General features: G+C 62.8%; 22 protein-coding genes. 15 read left to right on the plus strand and 7 right to left on the minus strand.

Annotated features, from left to right (window positions below; all coding sequences use genetic code 11):
• Nucleotides 1-64: 64 nt before the first annotated feature.
• The 6 genes from IB277_RS01425 to IB277_RS01450 all read left to right on the plus strand — a co-directional run bounded on the left by IB277_RS01425 (nucleotide 65) and on the right by IB277_RS01450 (nucleotide 4162).
• Nucleotides 65-1186, plus strand: a complete 1122-nt coding sequence (locus IB277_RS01425; protein WP_060516388.1) for a cell wall hydrolase — start codon at nucleotides 65-67, stop codon at nucleotides 1184-1186.
• Nucleotides 1187-1486: 300 nt separating this feature from the next.
• Complete coding sequence (locus IB277_RS01430) at nucleotides 1487-1846, plus strand: AtpZ/AtpI family protein (protein ID WP_034801042.1); 360 nt, start codon at nucleotides 1487-1489, stop codon at nucleotides 1844-1846.
• 60 nt (nucleotides 1847-1906) lie between these two features.
• Complete coding sequence (locus IB277_RS01435) at nucleotides 1907-2659, plus strand: F0F1 ATP synthase subunit A (protein ID WP_043620932.1); 753 nt, start codon at nucleotides 1907-1909, stop codon at nucleotides 2657-2659.
• Between the two features lie 82 nt (nucleotides 2660-2741).
• Nucleotides 2742-2969, plus strand: a complete 228-nt coding sequence (locus IB277_RS01440; protein ID WP_025426100.1) for a F0F1 ATP synthase subunit C — start codon at nucleotides 2742-2744, stop codon at nucleotides 2967-2969.
• Between the two features lie 76 nt (nucleotides 2970-3045).
• A complete protein-coding gene (locus IB277_RS01445; RefSeq protein WP_034801046.1) occupies nucleotides 3046-3663 on the plus strand; it encodes a F0F1 ATP synthase subunit B in 618 nt (205 codons plus the stop codon).
• Between the two features lie 13 nt (nucleotides 3664-3676).
• The gene (locus IB277_RS01450) at nucleotides 3677-4162 is read left to right on the plus strand and encodes a F0F1 ATP synthase subunit B (RefSeq protein WP_034801048.1); all 486 of its coding nucleotides are present in this window, start codon (nucleotides 3677-3679) and stop codon (nucleotides 4160-4162) included.
• A gap of 299 nt (nucleotides 4163-4461) precedes the next feature.
• On the opposite strand, the gene IB277_RS01455 is transcribed toward IB277_RS01450, so the two are convergent.
• Together IB277_RS01455 and IB277_RS01460 are read right to left on the minus strand one after the other, a co-directional pair.
• A complete protein-coding gene (locus IB277_RS01455) occupies nucleotides 4462-5112 on the minus strand; it encodes a ribonuclease HII (RefSeq protein WP_060584097.1) in 651 nt (216 codons plus the stop codon).
• Nucleotides 5113-5333: 221 nt separating this feature from the next.
• On the minus strand, nucleotides 5334-6491 hold the full coding sequence (locus IB277_RS01460; protein WP_034801053.1) for a PA0069 family radical SAM protein: 1158 nt from the start codon (nucleotides 6489-6491) through the stop codon (nucleotides 5334-5336).
• A 175-nt stretch (nucleotides 6492-6666) separates the two neighbouring features.
• On the opposite strand from IB277_RS01460, the gene IB277_RS01465 reads away from it, so the two are divergent.
• Nucleotides 6667-7188, plus strand: a complete 522-nt coding sequence (locus IB277_RS01465; RefSeq protein WP_090294855.1) for a glycosyl transferase — start codon at nucleotides 6667-6669, stop codon at nucleotides 7186-7188.
• 292 nt (nucleotides 7189-7480) lie between these two features.
• Here the strand turns inward: IB277_RS01465 and moaB are convergent, their stop codons facing one another.
• The 4 genes from moaB to IB277_RS01485 form a co-directional block, all read right to left on the minus strand.
• Nucleotides 7481-8023, minus strand: a complete 543-nt coding sequence (gene moaB / locus IB277_RS01470) for a molybdenum cofactor biosynthesis protein B (RefSeq protein WP_090294853.1) — start codon at nucleotides 8021-8023, stop codon at nucleotides 7481-7483.
• Between the two features lies 1 nt (nucleotide 8024).
• Entirely contained in the window at nucleotides 8025-8936 is a 912-nt protein-coding gene (locus IB277_RS01475; protein WP_090294851.1) for a 4-(cytidine 5'-diphospho)-2-C-methyl-D-erythritol kinase, read from the minus strand.
• A gap of 7 nt (nucleotides 8937-8943) precedes the next feature.
• Nucleotides 8944-10779, minus strand: a complete 1836-nt coding sequence (locus IB277_RS01480) for a tetratricopeptide repeat protein (RefSeq protein ID WP_060516379.1) — start codon at nucleotides 10777-10779, stop codon at nucleotides 8944-8946.
• 160 nt (nucleotides 10780-10939) lie between these two features.
• Nucleotides 10940-11956 carry a polyprenyl synthetase family protein gene (locus tag IB277_RS01485; protein ID WP_060516377.1) on the minus strand — a complete coding sequence of 339 codons (1017 nt, stop codon included), beginning with the start codon at nucleotides 11954-11956 and terminating at the stop codon, nucleotides 10940-10942.
• A 107-nt stretch (nucleotides 11957-12063) separates the two neighbouring features.
• Between IB277_RS01485 and IB277_RS01490 the strand changes: the two genes are divergently transcribed.
• From IB277_RS01490 to IB277_RS01515, 6 genes are all read left to right on the plus strand, one after another.
• Nucleotides 12064-12285 (plus strand): DUF2007 domain-containing protein, encoded by a 222-nt coding sequence (locus IB277_RS01490; protein WP_034801069.1) that lies wholly within the window; start codon nucleotides 12064-12066, stop codon nucleotides 12283-12285.
• Nucleotides 12286-12296: 11 nt separating this feature from the next.
• Nucleotides 12297-13067: a tRNA1(Val) (adenine(37)-N6)-methyltransferase gene (locus IB277_RS01495; protein WP_060584101.1), complete on the plus strand. Its 771-nt coding sequence runs from the start codon at nucleotides 12297-12299 to the stop codon at nucleotides 13065-13067.
• Nucleotides 13068-13240: 173 nt separating this feature from the next.
• The gene (locus IB277_RS01500; RefSeq protein ID WP_110818499.1) at nucleotides 13241-14107 is read left to right on the plus strand and encodes a S49 family peptidase; all 867 of its coding nucleotides are present in this window, start codon (nucleotides 13241-13243) and stop codon (nucleotides 14105-14107) included.
• 34 nt (nucleotides 14108-14141) lie between these two features.
• Complete coding sequence (locus IB277_RS01505; RefSeq protein ID WP_034801076.1) at nucleotides 14142-14333, plus strand: membrane protein; 192 nt, start codon at nucleotides 14142-14144, stop codon at nucleotides 14331-14333.
• 125 nt (nucleotides 14334-14458) lie between these two features.
• The gene (locus IB277_RS01510; RefSeq protein ID WP_060516372.1) at nucleotides 14459-15415 is read left to right on the plus strand and encodes a glycine--tRNA ligase subunit alpha; all 957 of its coding nucleotides are present in this window, start codon (nucleotides 14459-14461) and stop codon (nucleotides 15413-15415) included.
• Nucleotides 15412-15978 carry an AAA family ATPase gene (locus tag IB277_RS01515; RefSeq protein ID WP_090294847.1) on the plus strand — a complete coding sequence of 189 codons (567 nt, stop codon included), beginning with the start codon at nucleotides 15412-15414 and terminating at the stop codon, nucleotides 15976-15978. Before IB277_RS01510 ends, IB277_RS01515 begins: the two co-directional genes overlap by 4 nt.
• Here IB277_RS01515 and IB277_RS01520 read toward each other — a convergent pair.
• The gene (locus tag IB277_RS01520) at nucleotides 15971-16168 is read right to left on the minus strand and encodes a hypothetical protein (RefSeq protein WP_034801082.1); all 198 of its coding nucleotides are present in this window, start codon (nucleotides 16166-16168) and stop codon (nucleotides 15971-15973) included. The two genes, IB277_RS01515 and IB277_RS01520, sit on opposite strands and share 8 nt — an antisense overlap.
• 247 nt (nucleotides 16169-16415) lie before the next feature.
• Here IB277_RS01520 and IB277_RS01525 point away from each other — a divergent pair, with 247 nt between their 5' ends.
• Together IB277_RS01525 and IB277_RS01530 are read left to right on the plus strand one after the other, a co-directional pair.
• The gene (locus IB277_RS01525) at nucleotides 16416-16964 is read left to right on the plus strand and encodes a LemA family protein (protein WP_034801085.1); all 549 of its coding nucleotides are present in this window, start codon (nucleotides 16416-16418) and stop codon (nucleotides 16962-16964) included.
• Nucleotides 16965-17036: 72 nt separating this feature from the next.
• Nucleotides 17037-18308: a 3-phosphoshikimate 1-carboxyvinyltransferase gene (locus IB277_RS01530; RefSeq protein ID WP_090294845.1), complete on the plus strand. Its 1272-nt coding sequence runs from the start codon at nucleotides 17037-17039 to the stop codon at nucleotides 18306-18308.
• Nucleotides 18309-18339 lie beyond the last annotated feature (31 nt).

Below are 18339 nucleotides of genomic sequence, written 5' to 3' on the forward strand. Positions count from 1 at the left end.
GAGTCGGTTGGTGCGTAAGAGTCGGAACCTGCGTATAAAGTCTCGCCTGAACCCGTCCGCCTGGATGGCGCCCGCGATCATCGGCCTTGCGCTTTATCTCGGCTTTCCCTCGTCTGCGGCCTATGCCGACCTCGCGACCTTCCTGTCCGGCATCAACCGGGGCGGCGAGCGCTGGCGCATGTATATGACGCCGTCGCCGGCCGGCTCGATCCACGAAGCCGAAATGGTGTTTGCCGATCCGGTCACCACGGGCGCGCTTGACGGCGGCGCCGGCATCACCATGCCGGACGGCAGCCGCGTCGCGCTGACCGCGGAAACCAAACATTCGGGCACGCCCGACGAAGACCGCGTCAACCGTCAGGCCAAGAAGGGCCGCGTCGTCGCCGTGACCCCGGTAACGCCGCCGAAGGATTTCTCCGCCGGCTCCATCCTGCAGCGCACCAGCTCCCTGATGGAGCCAAGCCTGGGGGAGGGGGAGAAGATGGTCTTCGCCAAGTCCCGCATCGAAGGCAAGGAGATCGAGATCGCCACCGCCTTCTACCGGAAGACGCCGCCAAAGGCGGAGCCCGGCGTTTCGCCGATGCTGGCCAAGCTCGTTACCAATGATCGCCCCGACATTCTTGCGACTGCTTACGTCCGGCCCGAGCCGGACTACGCGCGTGAATCGCCCTTCGATTCGATCCTGCGCGAAGACAGGAACGCCGGTCGCTTCATTCCCGAGATTGCGCCGGACGACCACGCCTGGGCCGCCACCGCATTGCCGGGGTCGGTCTTCAGCAAGGAAGAGCAGACCTGCCTGGCCGAAGGCATCTACTTCGAAGCCCGTAGCGAGCCGCTCAAGGGTCAGGCCGCGGTCGCGCAAGTGATTCTCAATCGCGTGCGCAATCCCACCTATCCGAAGACCATCTGCGGCGTTGTTTATCAGAACAAGGCCTGGCGCAACCGTTGCCAGTTTTCCTTCGCCTGCGACATGATACGCGACCTTATTTATTCCCGCTCGCACTGGAAGACCGCCAAGGAAGTCGCCATGGCCGTCACCGCCGGCAAGATCTGGCTGCCGGAAGTGGGCTCTGCCACCCATTACCACGCAACCTACGTCAATCCGCCGTGGGCGAAGACGATGAAGCGGGTCGGCAAGATCGGCATGCATATATTCTATCGCACCTATGGCGGCGGCTGGAGCTGATCCGCGCCCGACGCGATTCCGCCGCCTTTCCTGCGCACACGCGGAAGGGGGATTCCCGCCGGTCTCCGGCCGGAATCCTGCGGCGACCTTGTCGAAGATCGATGAACGTGTGCTTAACCCATTGAATTTCATGGAAAACATTGTCCACGATCAAGCGACCTGCACGCCTTGACTATGCGGGTGCCTAAAACTATGTTGCGCGCGACTTCAAATGGGGCCGAAACGTGGCTTGTGCGAAGGCCTATTGTATGACCGAAATCGCGGTCTGAGACCCGATAAGGACGACAAGGGAGTAGCCACGTGGCGGAGAAACCTGAAGAAAGTCTGGAAGCGCGGCTGAAGCAGCTCGGCGACAAGATTGAGGCCAAGAGGCCCAATACGCCTGATGTAGCGGAAGCCAGGGCCGCCGAAAGCCGTAAAGGTTATGCGGCGGCGATGAAGCTCTCGAGCGAGTTCATCGCCGGCATCGTTGTCGGGGCGTTTCTGGGCTATCTTTTGGACCACTTTGCGGGTACAGGGCCGTGGGGATTGATTATCTTCCTGCTTCTCGGCTTCTGCGCTGGCGTGCTGAATGTGCTGCGCTCGGCCGGTATGGTGGCGACACCGGAAGCCGGAAGAGGCGGTTCTGGGAATGACAAGAAGGACGGCGACGCCCGCTGAGGCGTTGCCCCGAAGAAAACGGTTTCCGCTCTCGGGCGGGTAGAACGAAAGAGAAGCGCGGTGTCAAACGATCCGACCCACCAGTTCTTGGTCAATAAGATTGTCCCGATCGAAATTGGCGGAATGGACTTTTCCTTCACCAATGCGTCGCTGTTCATGGTTGCGACCGTGGGTGTTGCCGCAGGCTTTCTTTATCTGACGACGTCGCAGCGCGGTCTTATCCCGACCCGCATGCAGTCGGTCTCGGAAATGTCCTACGAATTCATCGCCTCGATGCTGCGCGAAGGTGCCGGCAGCGGCGGCATGAAGTTCTTCCCGATGGTGTTCTCGCTGTTCATGTTCATCCTGACGGCGAACCTGCTCGGCATGATGCCCTACTTCTTCACGGTCACCAGCCAGATCATCGTCACTTTCGCTTTGGCGCTGTTCGTCATCGGTACCGTCATTCTCTACGGTTTCTACAAGCACGGTCTCGGCTTCCTGAAGCTCTTCGTGCCGCATGGCGTTCCTGGCGTCCTTCTGCCGCTCGTCGTCGCGATCGAAGTCATCTCGTTCCTTTCCCGCCCCATCAGCCTCTCGGTCCGTCTTTTCGCCAACATGCTGGCCGGCCACATCACGCTGAAGGTCTTCGCAGGCTTCGTCACCTCGCTCAGCGCCCTCGGCGCGGTCGGCATCGGTGGCGCCATCCTGCCGCTCATCATGACCGTCGCCATTACCGGTCTTGAGTTCCTCGTCTGCTTCCTCCAGGCCTATGTCTTCGCGGTACTGACTTGCATGTACCTCAACGACGCTGTCCATCCCGGAAGCCACTAAGGAATAACAGTCGCTTGCTTCCGGCCGGACCTCCGCCGGAAGCGCAATCCTAAGCCGCAACACCATTCGAAGGAGTTCAAACATGGAAGCGGAAGCAGCAAAGTACATCGGCGCAGGTCTCGCTTGCCTCGGCATGGCCGGCACGGCTCTCGGCCTCGGCAACATCTTCGGCAGCTACCTCTCTGGCGCGCTGCGTAACCCGTCGGCTGCTGACGGCCAGTTCGGCCGCCTCGTATTCGGCTTCGCCGTTACGGAAGCTCTGGGCATCTTCTCGCTGCTCGTAGCCCTGCTCCTCCTCTTCGCCGTCTAATATCGGCTGGAGTTTCGGCCGCGACCCGTCAAAAGGTCGCGGCCGCGCATATTCTTGAGTGCACCTGGAGGTGAGCATGTTTGTGACCGCGGCTTATGCCCAGCAGTCAACCACCACTGAAGGCGCCGAAGCACACGATGCCGCTGCGGCCGGTGAGGTGCACACCGAAACGGGTGTGGCTCACGAAGGCGAGGCTGGCTCCGGCGTGTTCCCGCCCTTCGATACGACCCATTTCGCATCGCAGCTGCTTTGGCTCGCGATCACGTTCGGCCTCTTCTATCTCCTGATGTCGAAGGTCATCATTCCGCGCATCGGCGGAATTCTGGAAACCCGTCACGATCGGATCGCTCAGGATCTCGATGAAGCGTCCCGCCTCAAGGGCGAAGCCGACGCTGCCATCGCTTCCTACGAGCAGGACCTGGCAGCCGCCAAGTCCAAGGGTCACAAGATCGCCGACGACGCCCGCGAATCCGCAAAGGCCAAGGCCAATGCTGACCGCACCGCCGTCGAAGCCGACCTTGCCAAGAAGATCTCGGCTGCAGAAGACCGCATCGCCGACATCAAGGCAAAGGCACTGGCCGACGTCGGCGCCATCGCCGAGGAAACCGCAACGGCTGTCGTCAAGCAGCTGATCGGCGGAACCGTCACCAAGGCCGAGATCACCGCTGCCGTCAAGGCATCGGCTGGCAACTGAGGAGCACTGAACTATGCATCTTGATGCAACTTTCTATGCCTTCGTTGGCCTGATCCTGTTCTTCGTCCTGATTGCCTATCTCAAGGTTCCGGGCATGGTCGGCAAGGCGCTCGACGCCCGCGCCGAAAAGATCGGCAACGAGTTGACCGAAGCCAAGCGCCTGCGCGAAGAAGCACAGGGCCTCGTCGCTGAATACCAGCGCAAGCGCAAGGATGCCGAAGCGGAAGCTGCTGGCATCGTCGCTGCCGCCCAGCGCGAAGCCGAAATGCTGACCGCGGAAGCCAAGCAGAAGACCGAGGAATACGTCGTTCGTCGCACGGCTCTTTCGGAACAGAAGATCAAGCAGGCCGAAAGCGACGCGATCAACGCGGTTCGTTCCGCTGCCGTCGATCTCGCGATCGCCGCTGCCGAGAAGGTCATTGCCGCCAAGGCCGACGCCGGCGCCCAGAGCGATCTGTTCAAGAAGGCACTTGGCGACGTCAAGGCACGCTTGAACTAAGCGCTCGGACATTCGATTGGAGAAAGCCCCGCTTCGTGCGGGGCTTTTTTTATGCCTGTCTGCAGAGACCGCGTTGGCCCGAACAATGGGTGGTGCCAGCCTCCGTCAGAGATTTGCGTAGGCGTTTCGCCACATCAGGTTTGGCCGCCGAAGTAGGACCAGTGTTCAAGAGCTAGCGTGGCGCACGTCAGCATGCGCGCCGCCGGTATGGCTTTTGACGCGAGAAAAGCTGTTGACGAGATATGTCGGAAGCGGAACCGACAACGCCTGCGTAGCGCTGGTCAGGGATTGCGCAAAGGTTAGTCGTCCCGGCGCAGCGGCCGGAAGCTCATGCGGTGCAGCGGGCAGGGGCCGTGGGTCTCGATGGCGCGACGGTGGGTCACCGTCGCATAGCCGGCATGGAGCGCGAAGCCGTAGCCGGGATGTGCGAGATCGGCACGGGCCATCATGCGGTCGCGGGTGACCTTGGCGACGATCGAAGCGGCGGCGATCGACAGCGACCGCGCATCGCCCTTGACGACCGCCTTGGCGTGGCAGGTGAGGCCGGGCGGCACGTCACGGCCGTCGACGAGCACGAAGCGTGCGTTCGAGGGCAGGCCGGCCACGGCGCGTCGCATGGCTTCAAGGCTTGCCTTGCGGATGTCGGTGGCGTCGATCGTGCCGGCCGAAGCCGAGGCGATCGACACTTCGGACGTGGCGAGGATTTCTTCGAACAGTTTTTCGCGCGCCTGCGCCGTCAGCTTCTTGCTGTCGTCGAGGCCTGCGGGAATGGCGTCCGGATCGAGGATGACGGCGGCGGCGACCACCGGTCCCGCGAGCGGCCCACGCCCGGCCTCATCCGCTCCGGCGACCGGCCAGAAGCCATCGCCCTTGGCCGAAAGCTCGAAATTGAAATCGGGCGCTTCGATGATATCGGGAAAAAGGGGAGAATCGGACGATCTGCGAGACATAAGTCTAATTCGCATGATCGACCGATTCTCTTCAAGCCCCCAGGTCCGAGTGCGGCGGCGGACGGGGGATTACCGGGGCCCACGGCGGGTAAGGGGCACCGGAACTGCTATGCAATCTGAGGCGCCCGCTATCGGGTTCGCCTGGCGGTGCGGGGCGATCATCTCTCGCCGCGCGCCGATTACGAAATTGCGGGATGGCTACCCAGGCGACCGGAAAGCCTTCAAAGAAGCGAGAGCTGCACCCCCGTTCCGAGCGGCGGCACGAAGAGATCGTCGCGCAGCTGCCGGCGCGTCGGGTTGAAGCCGAGGCGCTTGACCGCCAGGTCGAAGCGGCGGCCAATCTGCCACGCATAGGGGCCGGCGCCCTTCATGCGTTTGCCGAATTCGGCGTCATAGTCCTTGCCGCCACGCATGGAGCGGATGAGCGACATGACGTGCCGGTAGCGGTCCGGATAATTGCGCAGCAGCCAGTCGCGAAAGAGCGGGCTGACCTCGAGCGGCAGCCGCAGCAGGACATAGCTTGCTTCAGTTGCTCCGGCTGTCCTTGCTCCTTCGAGCACGCGCTCGATCTCGTGGTCGTTCAGCGCCGGAATGATAGGGGAAACGAGAACACCGGCCGGGATGCCCGCTTCGGCAAGCATGCGTATCGCCTCCAGCCGCTTGCTTGGCGTAGAGGCCCGCGGCTCCATCGTGCGGGCGAGCTTCCGGTCGAGTGTCGTGACGGAGATGCCGACGCGCACCAGTCCCTTTTCCGCCATCGGCGCCAGGATATCGATATCGCGGGTGACCATCGCTGATTTGGTGACGATCATGACCGGATGGTTGGCGTCCCGCAGCACCTCGAGGATCTGGCGCATGATGCGCCACTCCTTCTCGATCGGCTGATAGGGGTCGGTGTTGGTGCCGATGGCGATCGGCCTCACCTTGTAGTCTTGCCGCGCCAGTTCGCGCTCCAGAAGTCGCGGTGCATCCGGCTTGGCAAACAGCTTCGCTTCGAAGTCGAGGCCGGCCGATAGGCCCATATAAGCGTGCGTGGGGCGGGCAAAGCAATAGATGCAACCATGCTCGCAGCCGCGATAGGGATTGATCGAGCGGTCGAAGGAGATGTCGGGAGACTCGTTCCTCGTGATCACCGTGCGCGGCTTCTCGACCTGAACCTCGGTCTTGAACGGCGGCAGATCCTCCAGGCTTTCCCAACCGTCGTCGAACGTCTCGCGGCTGCGCGGTTCGAACCTGCCGGACATGTTGATCCCGGCGCCGCGCCCCCGGCGGCGATCGATGTCGATCCGGAGGCCCGTTGCGCTCATCATCGCTTCGGCCACATCTGCCGTGTTGGCGGGCGCAAGAGCACCCTGCCGGATCTGAGACAGCTCGGTCATTGGAATCTCCCCGGAATCAGATATTTGATCCCGTTTTGTTCTGATTATTTTCCTATCGCGAATGAGAGAACAATTCAAGAACAAAAAATTGGAATTTCGGTTTTGTCGATCAAGGCACCGCTTCGGTCGATGTCCTGGATGTAGCAATTGCCGTGCCGATGCGTTACGAGAAACCATGCTCACGATCATTATGGAAACCCGCGACAACGAAGCCGAACTGGCGCAGACGCTTGCTGTGTTGGTTGCCGGCGCGGTGGAGGGGCTGGTCAGCGATGTGATCATCCTCGATCACGGTTCGAAGGATGGTTCGTCCGATGTGGCCGATGCCGCTGGATGCCGTTTCTGCCGGGATTGGAATCTCGCCGATGTGGTGGGTTCGGCGCGTGGCGAATGGCTGATGTTGCTGGAGCCGGGCGCCCGCCCGATCGGCCGCTGGATCGATGAACTGGCCGAGTACGTGTCGATGAACAAGGCACCGGCCCGCTTCTCCGGTTCGAGACTCCATCGCATGCCTCTCTTCCGCCGGCTGACCCGGCGGGGAAAGCCGCTGGAGACAGGCTTTCTCCTGCGCAAGAACGATGCTCTTGCGGCCGCCCGCGGCAATACGGGCCTGGATGCCATGACGAATGTCCGCTCTGTCCGCAAGCTTTCGACCGAACTTGTTCCGGCCTGGGTCGCCGTCGAAGCCAGGCGGTAACGCCGGTTCGTCGCGCGCAAAATTAAAGGTGCCAGTCCCGGGGGACGGCACCTCCAAGCGGCTCTCAAATGACCTTGTTTGGCAGATTTCTATCCGGGTAGCATTCTGGCTGCCCGTCGTATCCAACATTGCATTCCGCCTGGGGGACAGAGGCGGAAGGGTCTTGCGGCGCGAGGAATAGAACGTGCGGCGGTCGTTCCTCGCTGTGTCAACGCTGGGAGACTAACGAGAGGAGAAGCGACCGTCAGTTACTAAGGTAACAGGTCGGCCAAGCCGGAACGGTCCAAGCTCTTCAGCTACGTTTCAGATGCTCGTCGAGCCGCGGCATGATCTCCACGAAATTGCAGGGCATGTGCCGGTAGTCGAGCTGTTGCTTGAGGATGCCGTCCCACGCATCGCGGCAGGCACCGGGCGAGCCCGGAAGCACGAAGATGAAGGTGGCGTTGGCAACGCCGCCGGTTGCGCGCGACTGGATCGTCGAGGTGCCGATCTTCTCGAAGGAGATACGGTGGAAGACTTCGGAGAACCCGTCCATGCGCTTCTCGAACAACGGTTCCAGCGCCTCGGGCGTCACGTCCCGCCCGGTGAAGCCCGTTCCACCTGTCGTGATCACCACGTCGATGTTGGGATCGAGCGTCCAGGCCTTCACCTGGTCGTAGATCTTCGTTTTGTCGTCGGAAACGATGGCGCGCGCCTCAAGCCGATGGCCGGCGTCACGCACCCGCGCTTCCAATGTGTCGCCCGACTTGTCGTCGGCGCGCGTGCGCGTGTCGGAGACCGTGAGGATGGCGATCCCGACAGGAATGAACGGACGCTTTTCGTCGATACCGGCCATGCTATTTCCCTTTGCCCACTGTCCTGCAGGCGAGAACGTACCACCCGGGGTAGGCCTCCGAAAGAGCGCGCGCTGTCGCAGCCGCGCGCACGTCGCTGTCGAAAAGGCCGAAGCATGTGGCGCCCGAGCCCGACATGCGCGTGAGCGCCGTTCCGGCTTCGGTCAATGCCTTGCGGACCGTGCCGATCACGGGCTCAAGGCCCTCTGCCGGCAGCTGCAAATCGTTGCGCATCGTGGCGATGGCAGAAATCCACTCGGCCGCCGTACCGGCTCTGTGAGGCGCAACGAGCGTCGGGTTCGTCTTGTTGGCGAGGGCCCGGAAGACAACCGGAGTCGAGAGGGCGACGAGCGGATTCACCAGCACGACCGGCAGCGCGGGGAAATCCGCAAGCGGCGTAATGTCCTCGCCGATCCCCTTCGCGAGCAGTGGCGTGCCGGCAAGACACATCGGCACGTCCGCCCCGAGCTGCAGCGCGATGGCGCCGAGGCGGGAGGGTTCGATCGTCGCGCCCCAAAGATCGAGAAGCCCAAGAAGCGTCGCCGCCGCATCCGCGGATCCGCCGCCAATGCCCGAGGCGAGCGGCAGGTTCTTCTCGAGATGCAGGTGGACCGGCCCGGCTGTGTCGGGGTCAAGTGCCTGCAGTTCGGCGCGCAGCAGGTCCCGTGCCTTCAGAACCAGGTTGCCGCCCGCGCCGGCATCCATCGGCAGCGCGGCGGCAAACGCGCCCGAAACCGTGAAGCGATCCGCATCCGCCGGCGAGAGACCGATGCGATCGCCGCGATCGGCAAAAGTGACGAGACTTTCGAGAAGATGGTGGCCGTCGGCGCGCTGGCCGACGACGTGAAGGGCCAGATTGATCTTGGCGGGGGCTGCACGCGTCAGCGCGAAGCCCGCGATGTCACCTTCCGACATGGAACGGTCAGGACTTCTTGTCCGGCGCCGGTGCTTCCGGGGTCACCTTCTTCGGCGCGGTTTCCTTGGCATCGGCCGAGGCGGGGACCGTTTCCTTGAGCGGCGGCAAGCCGTTCTCGATCTTTGCCTTGATCTTCGGGATCTCGGCTTCCTCGGGCTTCAGTTCGAGCGTCTGCGTCCACTGGAACACGGCTTCGAGCTTGCGGCCGACGCGCCAGTAGGCGTCGCCAAGGTGATCGTTGATCGTCGGGTCGCCGGCCATCAGTTCGGCCGCCTTCTCCAGTTCCACGACGGCGTCGTCGAAGCGGTTCATGCGGAAATAGGCCCAGCCGAGGGAATCGACGATATAGCCGTCATCCGGCTTCAACTCGACGGCCTTGCGGATCATCTCCAGGCCTTCTTCGAGGTTGATGTTCATGTCGACCCAGGAATAGCCGAGATAGTTCAACACCTGCGGCTGGTCCGGATTGAGCTCCAGCGCCTTGCGGAAGTTCGGCTCGGCCTTGTCCCAGAGCTTCTGGCGCTCATAGGCGATGCCGCGTTGGAAGAACACCGTCCAGTCGCTGCGCTTCGGGACGGAGCCGATCTGTTCGACGGCGCGATCGTAGAGTTCGCCCATCTCCTTGTAGTCCTTGGCGTCGGAAAGCACGCTGCCATAGGCGAGATAGTTGCGGATGTTCTTCGGATCGACGTCGATGAGCGCCTTCAGGTGCTTCTTCGCCTCGTCGACCTTGCCGATGCTGGCGAGGCTGAGCCCGAGCTGTAGTTCCGAAACGCGCCGCATCGGCGAGGTCTCGGGAATGGCCTTGTAGAGTTCGATCGCCTCGTTCGGTTTCTTCAGGTTTTCGGCGATGCCGCCGAGCATGACCAGGATGTCGGCGCTGTCAGGGTCGAGCCGGCGCGCGGTCTGCAGGTAGAGCGAGACGATGTCCTCGGCGCCGTCGCGGTTGAGTGCCGCACCGATCGAGAAGAGCACGGCCGCAGCGCCCTGGGTGGCGTTCTTGACCTGCTGTTCCTGCGGAACACCATTCTCGATATCGGTCCTCAGCGCCTGCAGCGGCGTGTAGTTGTTGACCATGTTTTCGCCGACGGCGACGGTATCGAGCGCCTTCTGCTTGTTGCCTTCGCGCGCCTCGAAACGGGCAAGCGCTTCGACCGCGCGCATGAAGGTGTCGGGAGCGGCACTTCCGCCCTCGCGGTCGAGAATGGCATCGTTGAGCCTGGTGCGCGCCGTCTGCTTGTCACCCGCAGCAACCGCGATCGCGCCCGCATGATAGTTCTTGAACACGCGGAACCATTCAGGACCGTCAAGGCCGTTAATCTCGGCGAGTGCTTCCTTCGGCTTGCCCTGGCCGAATTTCGCCCAGGCCGAAAGCAGGCCGTTCATCAGCCGGTCGAGATCGTTCGGACCCTGGTAGTTCAGAAGCTTCTGTGCGTTGCGATACTCGCGCTTGCGGATCGCCTCGATCGCGCGAATGACCGTCGTGATACGCTCGACGGCCGGGTCGGACTTCAACTGCTCGGCAATCTTCGCGCCTTCGTCGAACTGGCCCGCCATCAGAAGCGTGATCATCAGCCGCTGCTTGACGTCGTTGTTGTTCGGCTCGAACTGCAGCGCGATGCGGTAGAGTTCCGTAGCGGAAGCGAAGTCGCGGTCCGTATCGGCGGTGCGGGCAGCGAGAAACGCGCCGGAAAAGGTATTGACCGACTTGATGTCGAACGGCTCAGTTTCCTCGACGGCTGCGGTCTTCTCCTCGGCAAATGCCTGGTAGCCGCCGCTGACAGCAGCGAGAGCCAGCAGTGCTGCGCCGCTGAGGAGGCGGAGAATCGTCTTTTGCCGCATGTCAAACCTTTCGCGCCGATTGCTCGGCTTTCGCACCACTAAGGGTTGTTTTCGGAGTCAGCCACATATAGCCCAACGCAACTCTTGAGGAACAGAATGGCTTTTTTGGCGCAACGCGGCAAGAAAATCCTGTCGCTCGTTCTGACCTGCCCGGAGCCCGTCAGCTGACGCGATCGATGCAGAAGTCGATGACTTCGGTGAGCGCCGATTTCCAGGGAGACGCCGGCAGCGGCGCCAGCGCATCGCGGGCAATCGTGCCGTAATGCTGGGCGCGCGCGATGGTGTCGCTCAAGCCCCCATAGCGCTTGATCAGGCCGAGTGCCTTGTCGAGGTTCGCGTCGCTGCTGTCGCCGCCTTCGATCGCCTCGCGCCAGAAGGCACGGTCTTCCGCCGTCCCGCGGCGATAGGAGAGGATTACCGGAAGGGTGATCTTGCCCTCGCGGAAGTCGTCGCCGACATTCTTGCCGAGGTCGCTCGACGAGCCGCCATAGTCGAGCACGTCGTCGACGAGCTGGAAGGCGAGGCCGAGGTTCATCCCGTAGGATTTCAGCGCGTTGCGGTCCGATTTGCTGGTCTGGGCAACGATCGGCCCAACTTCGGCCGCGGCGGCAAAAAGGGCTGCGGTCTTGGCACGGATGACCTGGAGATAGTCGTCCTCGGTCGTCTCCATGTTCTTGGCGACGGAGAGCTGCAGCACTTCGCCTTCGGCAATGACCGAAGCTGCGGTCGACAGCACGTCGAGCGCGTCAAGCGAGCCGACATCGACCATCATGCGGAAGGCCTGGCCGAGCAGGAAGTCGCCGACCAGCACGCTTGCCTGGTTGCCCCAGATCGTGCGTGCGGTGGATTTGCCGCGGCGAAGGTCGCTTTCGTCAACGACGTCGTCATGGAGAAGCGTCGCGGTGTGCATGAATTCGACGCTGGTTGCGAGCTTGACGTGGGCGTCGCCCTCGTAGCCGAACATCGCAGCGGAGGCGAGCGTCAGCATCGGGCGCAGGCGCTTGCCGCCCGAAGAAATCAGGTGGTTGGCGACCTCGGGAATCATCTGAACGTCGGAGCCGGCCTTCGACAGGATAAGCTGGTTGACGCGCTCCATGTCCGCAGTGGTCAGATCAACGAGCGGCTTTACGGACGCCTGTTTGTTTTTGCTGTCTTCCAGCGGTATCACTACGCCCACACCGGGACTCCTGTTTTCATTGTCGCTTTCGACAATAGGAAGGGGTGTCCCGTGCGGCAAGAGGCGAATTGTCCCGCTTGCTGAAATAGGACAGGAAAAACCGCCGGATGAAGGAATTGATCCGTACCAACGATGCCGTCGTGCTCTCCTTTGCCGAGAGCCTGATGAAGGATGCCGGCATCGCAAGCCTCATCGCCGACCAGGGGATGAGCATTCTTGAGGGCTCGCTCGGCCTCTTGCCCCGTCGCTTTCTGGTCGCCGAGGAAGACGCGGACGCGGCGCGCCGGATCCTGATCGATGCCGGGCTCGAGGCGGAGTTGCGCCCTTGAGCACGGAGCCGATGCCGGCTGCGACCGAAACCGTAGATGCATTTCACCGCGGCAAGTTCCATGTCGTCCAGCCACTCGGCCAGGGGCATCGCTCCGGCATGGACGCCATGCTGCTTGCGTCGCTCGTTGCATCGGATCGTCCCTGCCGGGTCGCCGATCTCGGTGCGGGCGCGGGTGCAGCCGGCATGGCCGTCGCCTCGCGGATCGACGATGCGGAAGTGGTGCTGGTGGAGCGCTCGCCCGTTATGGCGGAGTTTGCCCGCCGCAGCCTGGCGCTTGCCGAAAACGCCCGTCTTTCCTCGCGCGTCTCGGTCGTTGAGGCCGACGTTTCACTGACCGGCAAGGCGCGTGTCGCGACGGGTCTGGCGGATGACAGCTTCGATCATGTGATCATGAACCCACCCTTCAACGATGCCTCGGACCGCAAGACTCCGGATGCGCTCAAGGCCGAGGCCCATGCGATGAGCGACGGGCTGTTCGAGATCTGGGTGAAGACGGCGGGCGCGATCATGAAGCCCGGCGGGCAACTGTCGTTGATCGCTCGGCCGGAATCGATCGCCGAGATCATCGCCGCTTGCGGCCGCCGCTTTGGCGGCATCGAGATCACGGCGCTGCATCCGCGGGTCGGTGAAAACGCCGTGCGCATCCTGGTGACGGCGATCAAGCAGAGTCGCAAACGGCTGGTCTTCCGCGCCCCGCTCGTCATGCACGAGGAGGGGCATCGCTTCGCAGACCATGTCGACGACCTCAACAATGGCCGCGCCGCCTATCGCCGCCGCTGATTTACCGTATGCGGCATTGCGTTCGCCGCATCAGTGCATACATGGCATGGAAGAGCCCCTGGCGGGCGATCGGGCGAAGCATTCCGCTTTTCGCCGATGAGACGCGGTCATGTCTATGATTTCCGGTCGTTCCGGCTCAAAATCATGGCATGTCCCAGCAGGCAGGAGTTGAAATGAAGACGTTCTTGAGACGGTTGTTGCCCAAGCGTTTTCGCAAGGAAGGCGTGACGATCCCCGTCGTCCGGCTCCACGGCGCGATCATGGCCGGCGGCGGTCAGTTCCGGCCGGCGCTCAACCTGGCGACAGCGGCCCCGCTTCTCGAAAAGGCCTTCGCAAACAAGGACGCGCCTGCTGTCGCGATCTCCGTCAATTCGCCTGGCGGCTCCCCGGTGCAGTCGCGGTTGATCTACCAACGCATCCGCGATCTCGCCCAGGAGAAGAAAAAGCGTGTGCTGATCTTCGTCGAGGACGTCGCCGCATCCGGCGGCTATATGATCGCGCTTGCCGGCGACGAGATCATTGCCGACCCGACCTCGATCGTCGGCTCGATCGGCGTTGTCTCCGGCGGGTTCGGTTTTCCGGAACTCCTGAAGAAGATCGGCGTCGAGCGGCGTGTCTATACCGCTGGCGAAAACAAGGTGATGCTCGATCCGTTCCAACCGGAAAAGGAAAACGACATCGCATTCCTGAAGAACCTGCAGCTCGATATCCACGATACCTTCATCCAGATGGTCAAGGCCCGTCGCGGCCAGCTGCTCGCCGACGATCCGGATATCTTCTCCGGCCTTTTCTGGACCGGCCGGCGCGGGCTGGAGCTCGGCATCATCGATAGTCTCGGCGATCTGCGCGGCGAGGTGAAGAAGCGCTATGGCGACAAGGCGCGGCTCGAGCTCATCCAGCCGGTGCGCAGCCTTTTTGGCCGCCGGCAGAGCGGCGCGGCCATTGCCGGTGCTCTGGTCGAGCCAATGGCCGCTTCCGCAGCGGCGGGACTTGCCGAAGCCATCGAGGAAAGGGCATTGTGGGCGCGGTTCGGGCTTTGATGCCTGCCCGGCCTTAAATGTCCTTGGAGGGAAAATGCCGCAACTCATCCTGCTCCTGATCGCAGGTTTCGTCTTCTGGCTCGGCTATCGCAAGTTCGTGGCGGATGCCCAGAAGCTGACGCGCCAGCGCGAACAGGCTCGCCGCGAGGAGCAGACCGGGGCGCAGGGAACATTGGTGCAGGACCCGGAGACCGGCGAATACAGGCTGAAGCGCGACGGCGAGTGAGGGCGGTCGGAACGCGTCAGTGTGGCTGCGGTCTATTTGCCCGCCCGCTGCCGTAGCGCTTGACCCCTGTCATCAGGCGTGGCACCTGTCCGGCACATTTTCCAGAAGAAATCCGGACGCGATCCATGACCACTCTGCCTGATCATATGAACCCGAAGCGCTCGTTTCAGGCTCTGATCCTGACACTCCACAATTACTGGGCCGACAAGGGTTGCGCCGTGCTGCAGCCCTACGACATGGAAGTGGGCGCCGGTACCTTCCATCCGGCAACGACCCTGCGCGCGCTGGGCCCGCGTCCCTGGCGTGCGGCTTACGTCCAGCCGTCGCGTCGCCCGACCGATGGCCGCTACGGCGAAAACCCGAACCGCCTGCAGCACTACTATCAGTATCAGGTAATCCTGAAGCCGAACCCGTCCAACCTGCAGGAACTCTATCTCGGCTCGCTCGAGGCGATCGGCCTCGACCCGCTGCTGCACGATATCCGCTTTGTCGAGGATGACTGGGAAAGCCCGACGCTCGGCGCTTGGGGTCTCGGCTGGGAGTGCTGGTGCGACGGCATGGAAGTGTCGCAGTTCACCTATTTCCAACAGGTCTGCGGCATCGAATGCTCGCCGGTTTCGGGGGAACTGACCTACGGTCTCGAACGCCTCGCCATGTATGTGCAGGGCGTCGACAACGTCTACGACCTGAACTTCAACGGTCGCGAGGGTGCCGAGAAGATCAGCTATGGCGATGTCTTCCTGCAGGCCGAACAGGAATATTCGCGCTACAATTTCGAATACGCCAACACGGCGATGCTGCATCAGCACTTCATCGATGCGGAAGCCGAGTGCCAGGCGTTGCTGGCTGCCGGAGCACCGGGCGACCACAGCAACAACCACCTGCACAAATGCGTCTTCCCAGCCTACGACCAGTGCATCAAGGCAAGCCATGTGTTCAACCTGCTCGATGCCCGCGGCGTGATCTCGGTCACCGAGCGCCAGAGCTACATCCTTAGGGTGCGCACGCTCGCCAAGGCCTGCGGCGAAGCCTTCCTGTTGACCGACGCCGGTGGCGCGAACCTCAACCGGGACGCCGCTTGAGCGTAGAACCGTCCGGCCTTGTCGTTCACATCAACGGCTGGCCGGGCACCGGTAAGCTGACGATCGCGCGCCATCTTGCTGAAAGGCTGGGCGCGCGGCTCGCCGACAATCACACGCTGATCAATCCGGCCGAGGCACTGTTTGCGCGCAGTGACCCGCTTTATCGCTCGCTTCGATCGGCGGTCCGCCAAAGCGTGTTCGAGCACCTGGAAAGGGCGGCAGCCGAACGGTCGTTCATCTTCACCGATGCGCTCTCGGACGATGCCACCGACACGCGTGCCTTCGAGGACTGCGCCGCACTCGCGCAAAAACGCGGCGCTCGCTTCGTTGCGGTCGTGATCGATTGCGACGTCGAGGAAAATCTCAAGCGCCTGACACGCGCCGGCCGGAGCAAGTTGCACAAGCTGACCGATCCGGAAGTTCTTCTGGGATTGCGGCGCGCGCACCGGCTGCTACGCGGCAGAAGCGACCGATTGATTGAGATCGATGTGTCGACGCTCGGCGCTGATGAGGCGGCAGCGGCAATCGCCGCGCGGATCGCTGGACCTTCAACTGTCAGATGACGAAGGTCGTGCCGGCGTCGTTCTTGCAGTACGGCTTCATTGTGGGATAGGCGCCGGTATAGACCTGACCGGAGTAGGTCTGAAGAGCGCGGCGAACACCGCTCGGCCGTTCCGGAGAATGGGCGCTCGCATAGGCAACGAAGAGCGCCGTAAAGGCGATCACGTTGATGAGAGTTGCGAGCGTTTTCATGGTCTTCACTTCGTTTCCGGGGTTGTTCGATGAACCGACTATCGCCCATCACCGGTCCGGTCGCCGTTCCCGATGGAACAGGAAAGCCGGTCTTTTGACGTGAAAAGGCGTGGCATCGGGAAACACAGTGTTCACGGTGCAGGCGGGAATTGGGGAGGAGCAGGTTTCTCTGGCCAAATGCTGCAGAAAGCGCTTTGAAGCTGAGAAGCGAATGCTAATCTCTGCGCGAGTTTTTGGAGGGTGCCCTATGATCGGTCTGGCAATCGCCGTCGTCGTGATTCTGTATCTGGTTTTCGTCTATAACGGTCTCGTCAAGGCGCGGCAGATCGCCGAGGAGGCGTGGTCCGGTATCGATGTGCAGTTGAAGCGCCGCGCCGATCTGATCCCGAACCTGATCGAAACCGTGAAGGGCTACGCCGCACACGAGAAGTCGACGTTCGAAGAGGTGATCGCCATGCGCAACCGCGCACAGGCGGTGCCAGCCGGCGACGTCGAGGGGCGGGCCCAGGCGGAAGGCGCGCTCTCCCAGGCGCTCGGCAAGCTCTTTGCGCTGGCGGAAGCTTATCCGGACCTCAAGGCCAACGAGAATTTCGCCGAGCTGCAGCGCTCGCTGGAAACGATCGAGGGCGAAATCCAGATGTCGCGCCGCTATTACAACGGTGCGGCCCGTGACTTGAACGTCAAGGTCGAGAGCTTCCCGTCCAACCTGATCGCCAACGCCTTCCGCTTTGTCAAAGCCGGCTATTTCGAGATCACCAACGAAGCCGACCGCGCGGTGCCGCAGGTCAAGTTCTGACCGGCACGCCTCCCGAACATTCCTCGCCGCGGGATCCCGCCGCGGCGCCATTCGCATCAAGAGACCTATTCGATGACCTCCGATAGCATGAAAAAACTGACCATCCTGCCGACCGACCACCCGCTCCGCGGTCATGTGCGCCCGCCGGGCTCGAAGTCGATCACCAACCGGGCGCTGCTTCTGGCCGGCCTTGCCAAGGGCACGAGCCGGCTGACGGGTGCCTTGAAGAGCGACGACACCCGCTACATGGCGGAAGCCTTGCGCGCGATGGGCGTCGAGGTCAGCGAGCCGGATGAAACGACCTTCGTCGTCACCAGCACGGGCAAGTTGCTCCCGCCGGCAGCTCCCTTGTTCCTCGGCAATGCCGGAACGGCGACACGCTTCCTGACGGCTGCTGCCGCGCTCGTCGATGGCACGGTCGTGGTCGATGGCGACCAGCACATGCGCAAGCGGCCGATCAAGCCCTTGGTCGAGGCACTCGGAACGCTCGGCGTCGAAGTCACCTCCGAAACCGGCTGCCCGCCGGTCACCGTCAAAGGCACCGGCGGCTTCCCGGCCGGTCGCGTCGTCATCGATGCCGGCCTGTCGAGCCAGTATGTCTCGGCCCTGCTGATGGCGGCCCCCGGCGCCAAGGGTCCTGTCAGCATCGAGCTTGCCGGCGACGAGATCGGCGCGCGCGGTTACATCGACCTAACGGTTGCCGCCATGCGTGCCTTCGGCGCCGAAGTCGAGCAGCTGAGCCCCTCCGTCTGGCAGGTCGCGCCGACCGGCTACAAGGCAGCCGACTATGTCATCGAGCCGGATGCTTCGGCGGCGACCTATCTCTGGGCTGCGGAAGTCCTGACCGGCGGCGCCATCGATATCGGCGTTCCAGCGGACGCCTTCTCGCAGCCGGATGCCCGCGCCCATGCGGTGATCGCGAGCTTCCCGAACCTGCCCGCCGTTATCGACGGCTCGCAGATGCAGGACGCGATCCCGACGATCGCCGTGCTTGCCGCCTTCAACAAGACGCCGGTGCGCTTCGTCGGTCTCGCCAACCTGCGCGTCAAGGAATGCGACCGCGTGCGCGCGCTGTCGCTCGGTCTGACAGCGATCCGGCCGGATCTGGCGCATGAGGAAGGCGACGACCTGATCGTCTCTTCCGATCCCACGCTTGCCGGCCAGACCTTGCCCGCCTCGATCGACACCTTCGCCGACCATCGCATCGCCATGAGCTTCGCGCTTGCCGGCCTGAAGATCCACGGCATCGCCATCGAAGATCCCGGCTGCGTTGCCAAAACCTACCCGGCCTATTGGGATGCGCTCGCTTCGCTCGGCGTCGAATTTACCGGCGACCGGCCTTGATACCGGGCGGGATGTGCGGCCGTGTCTGCGG

The organism is Ensifer sp. ENS07 (assembly GCF_014852185.1).
Taxonomy (GTDB): Bacteria; Pseudomonadota; Alphaproteobacteria; order Rhizobiales; family Rhizobiaceae; genus Ensifer; species Ensifer adhaerens.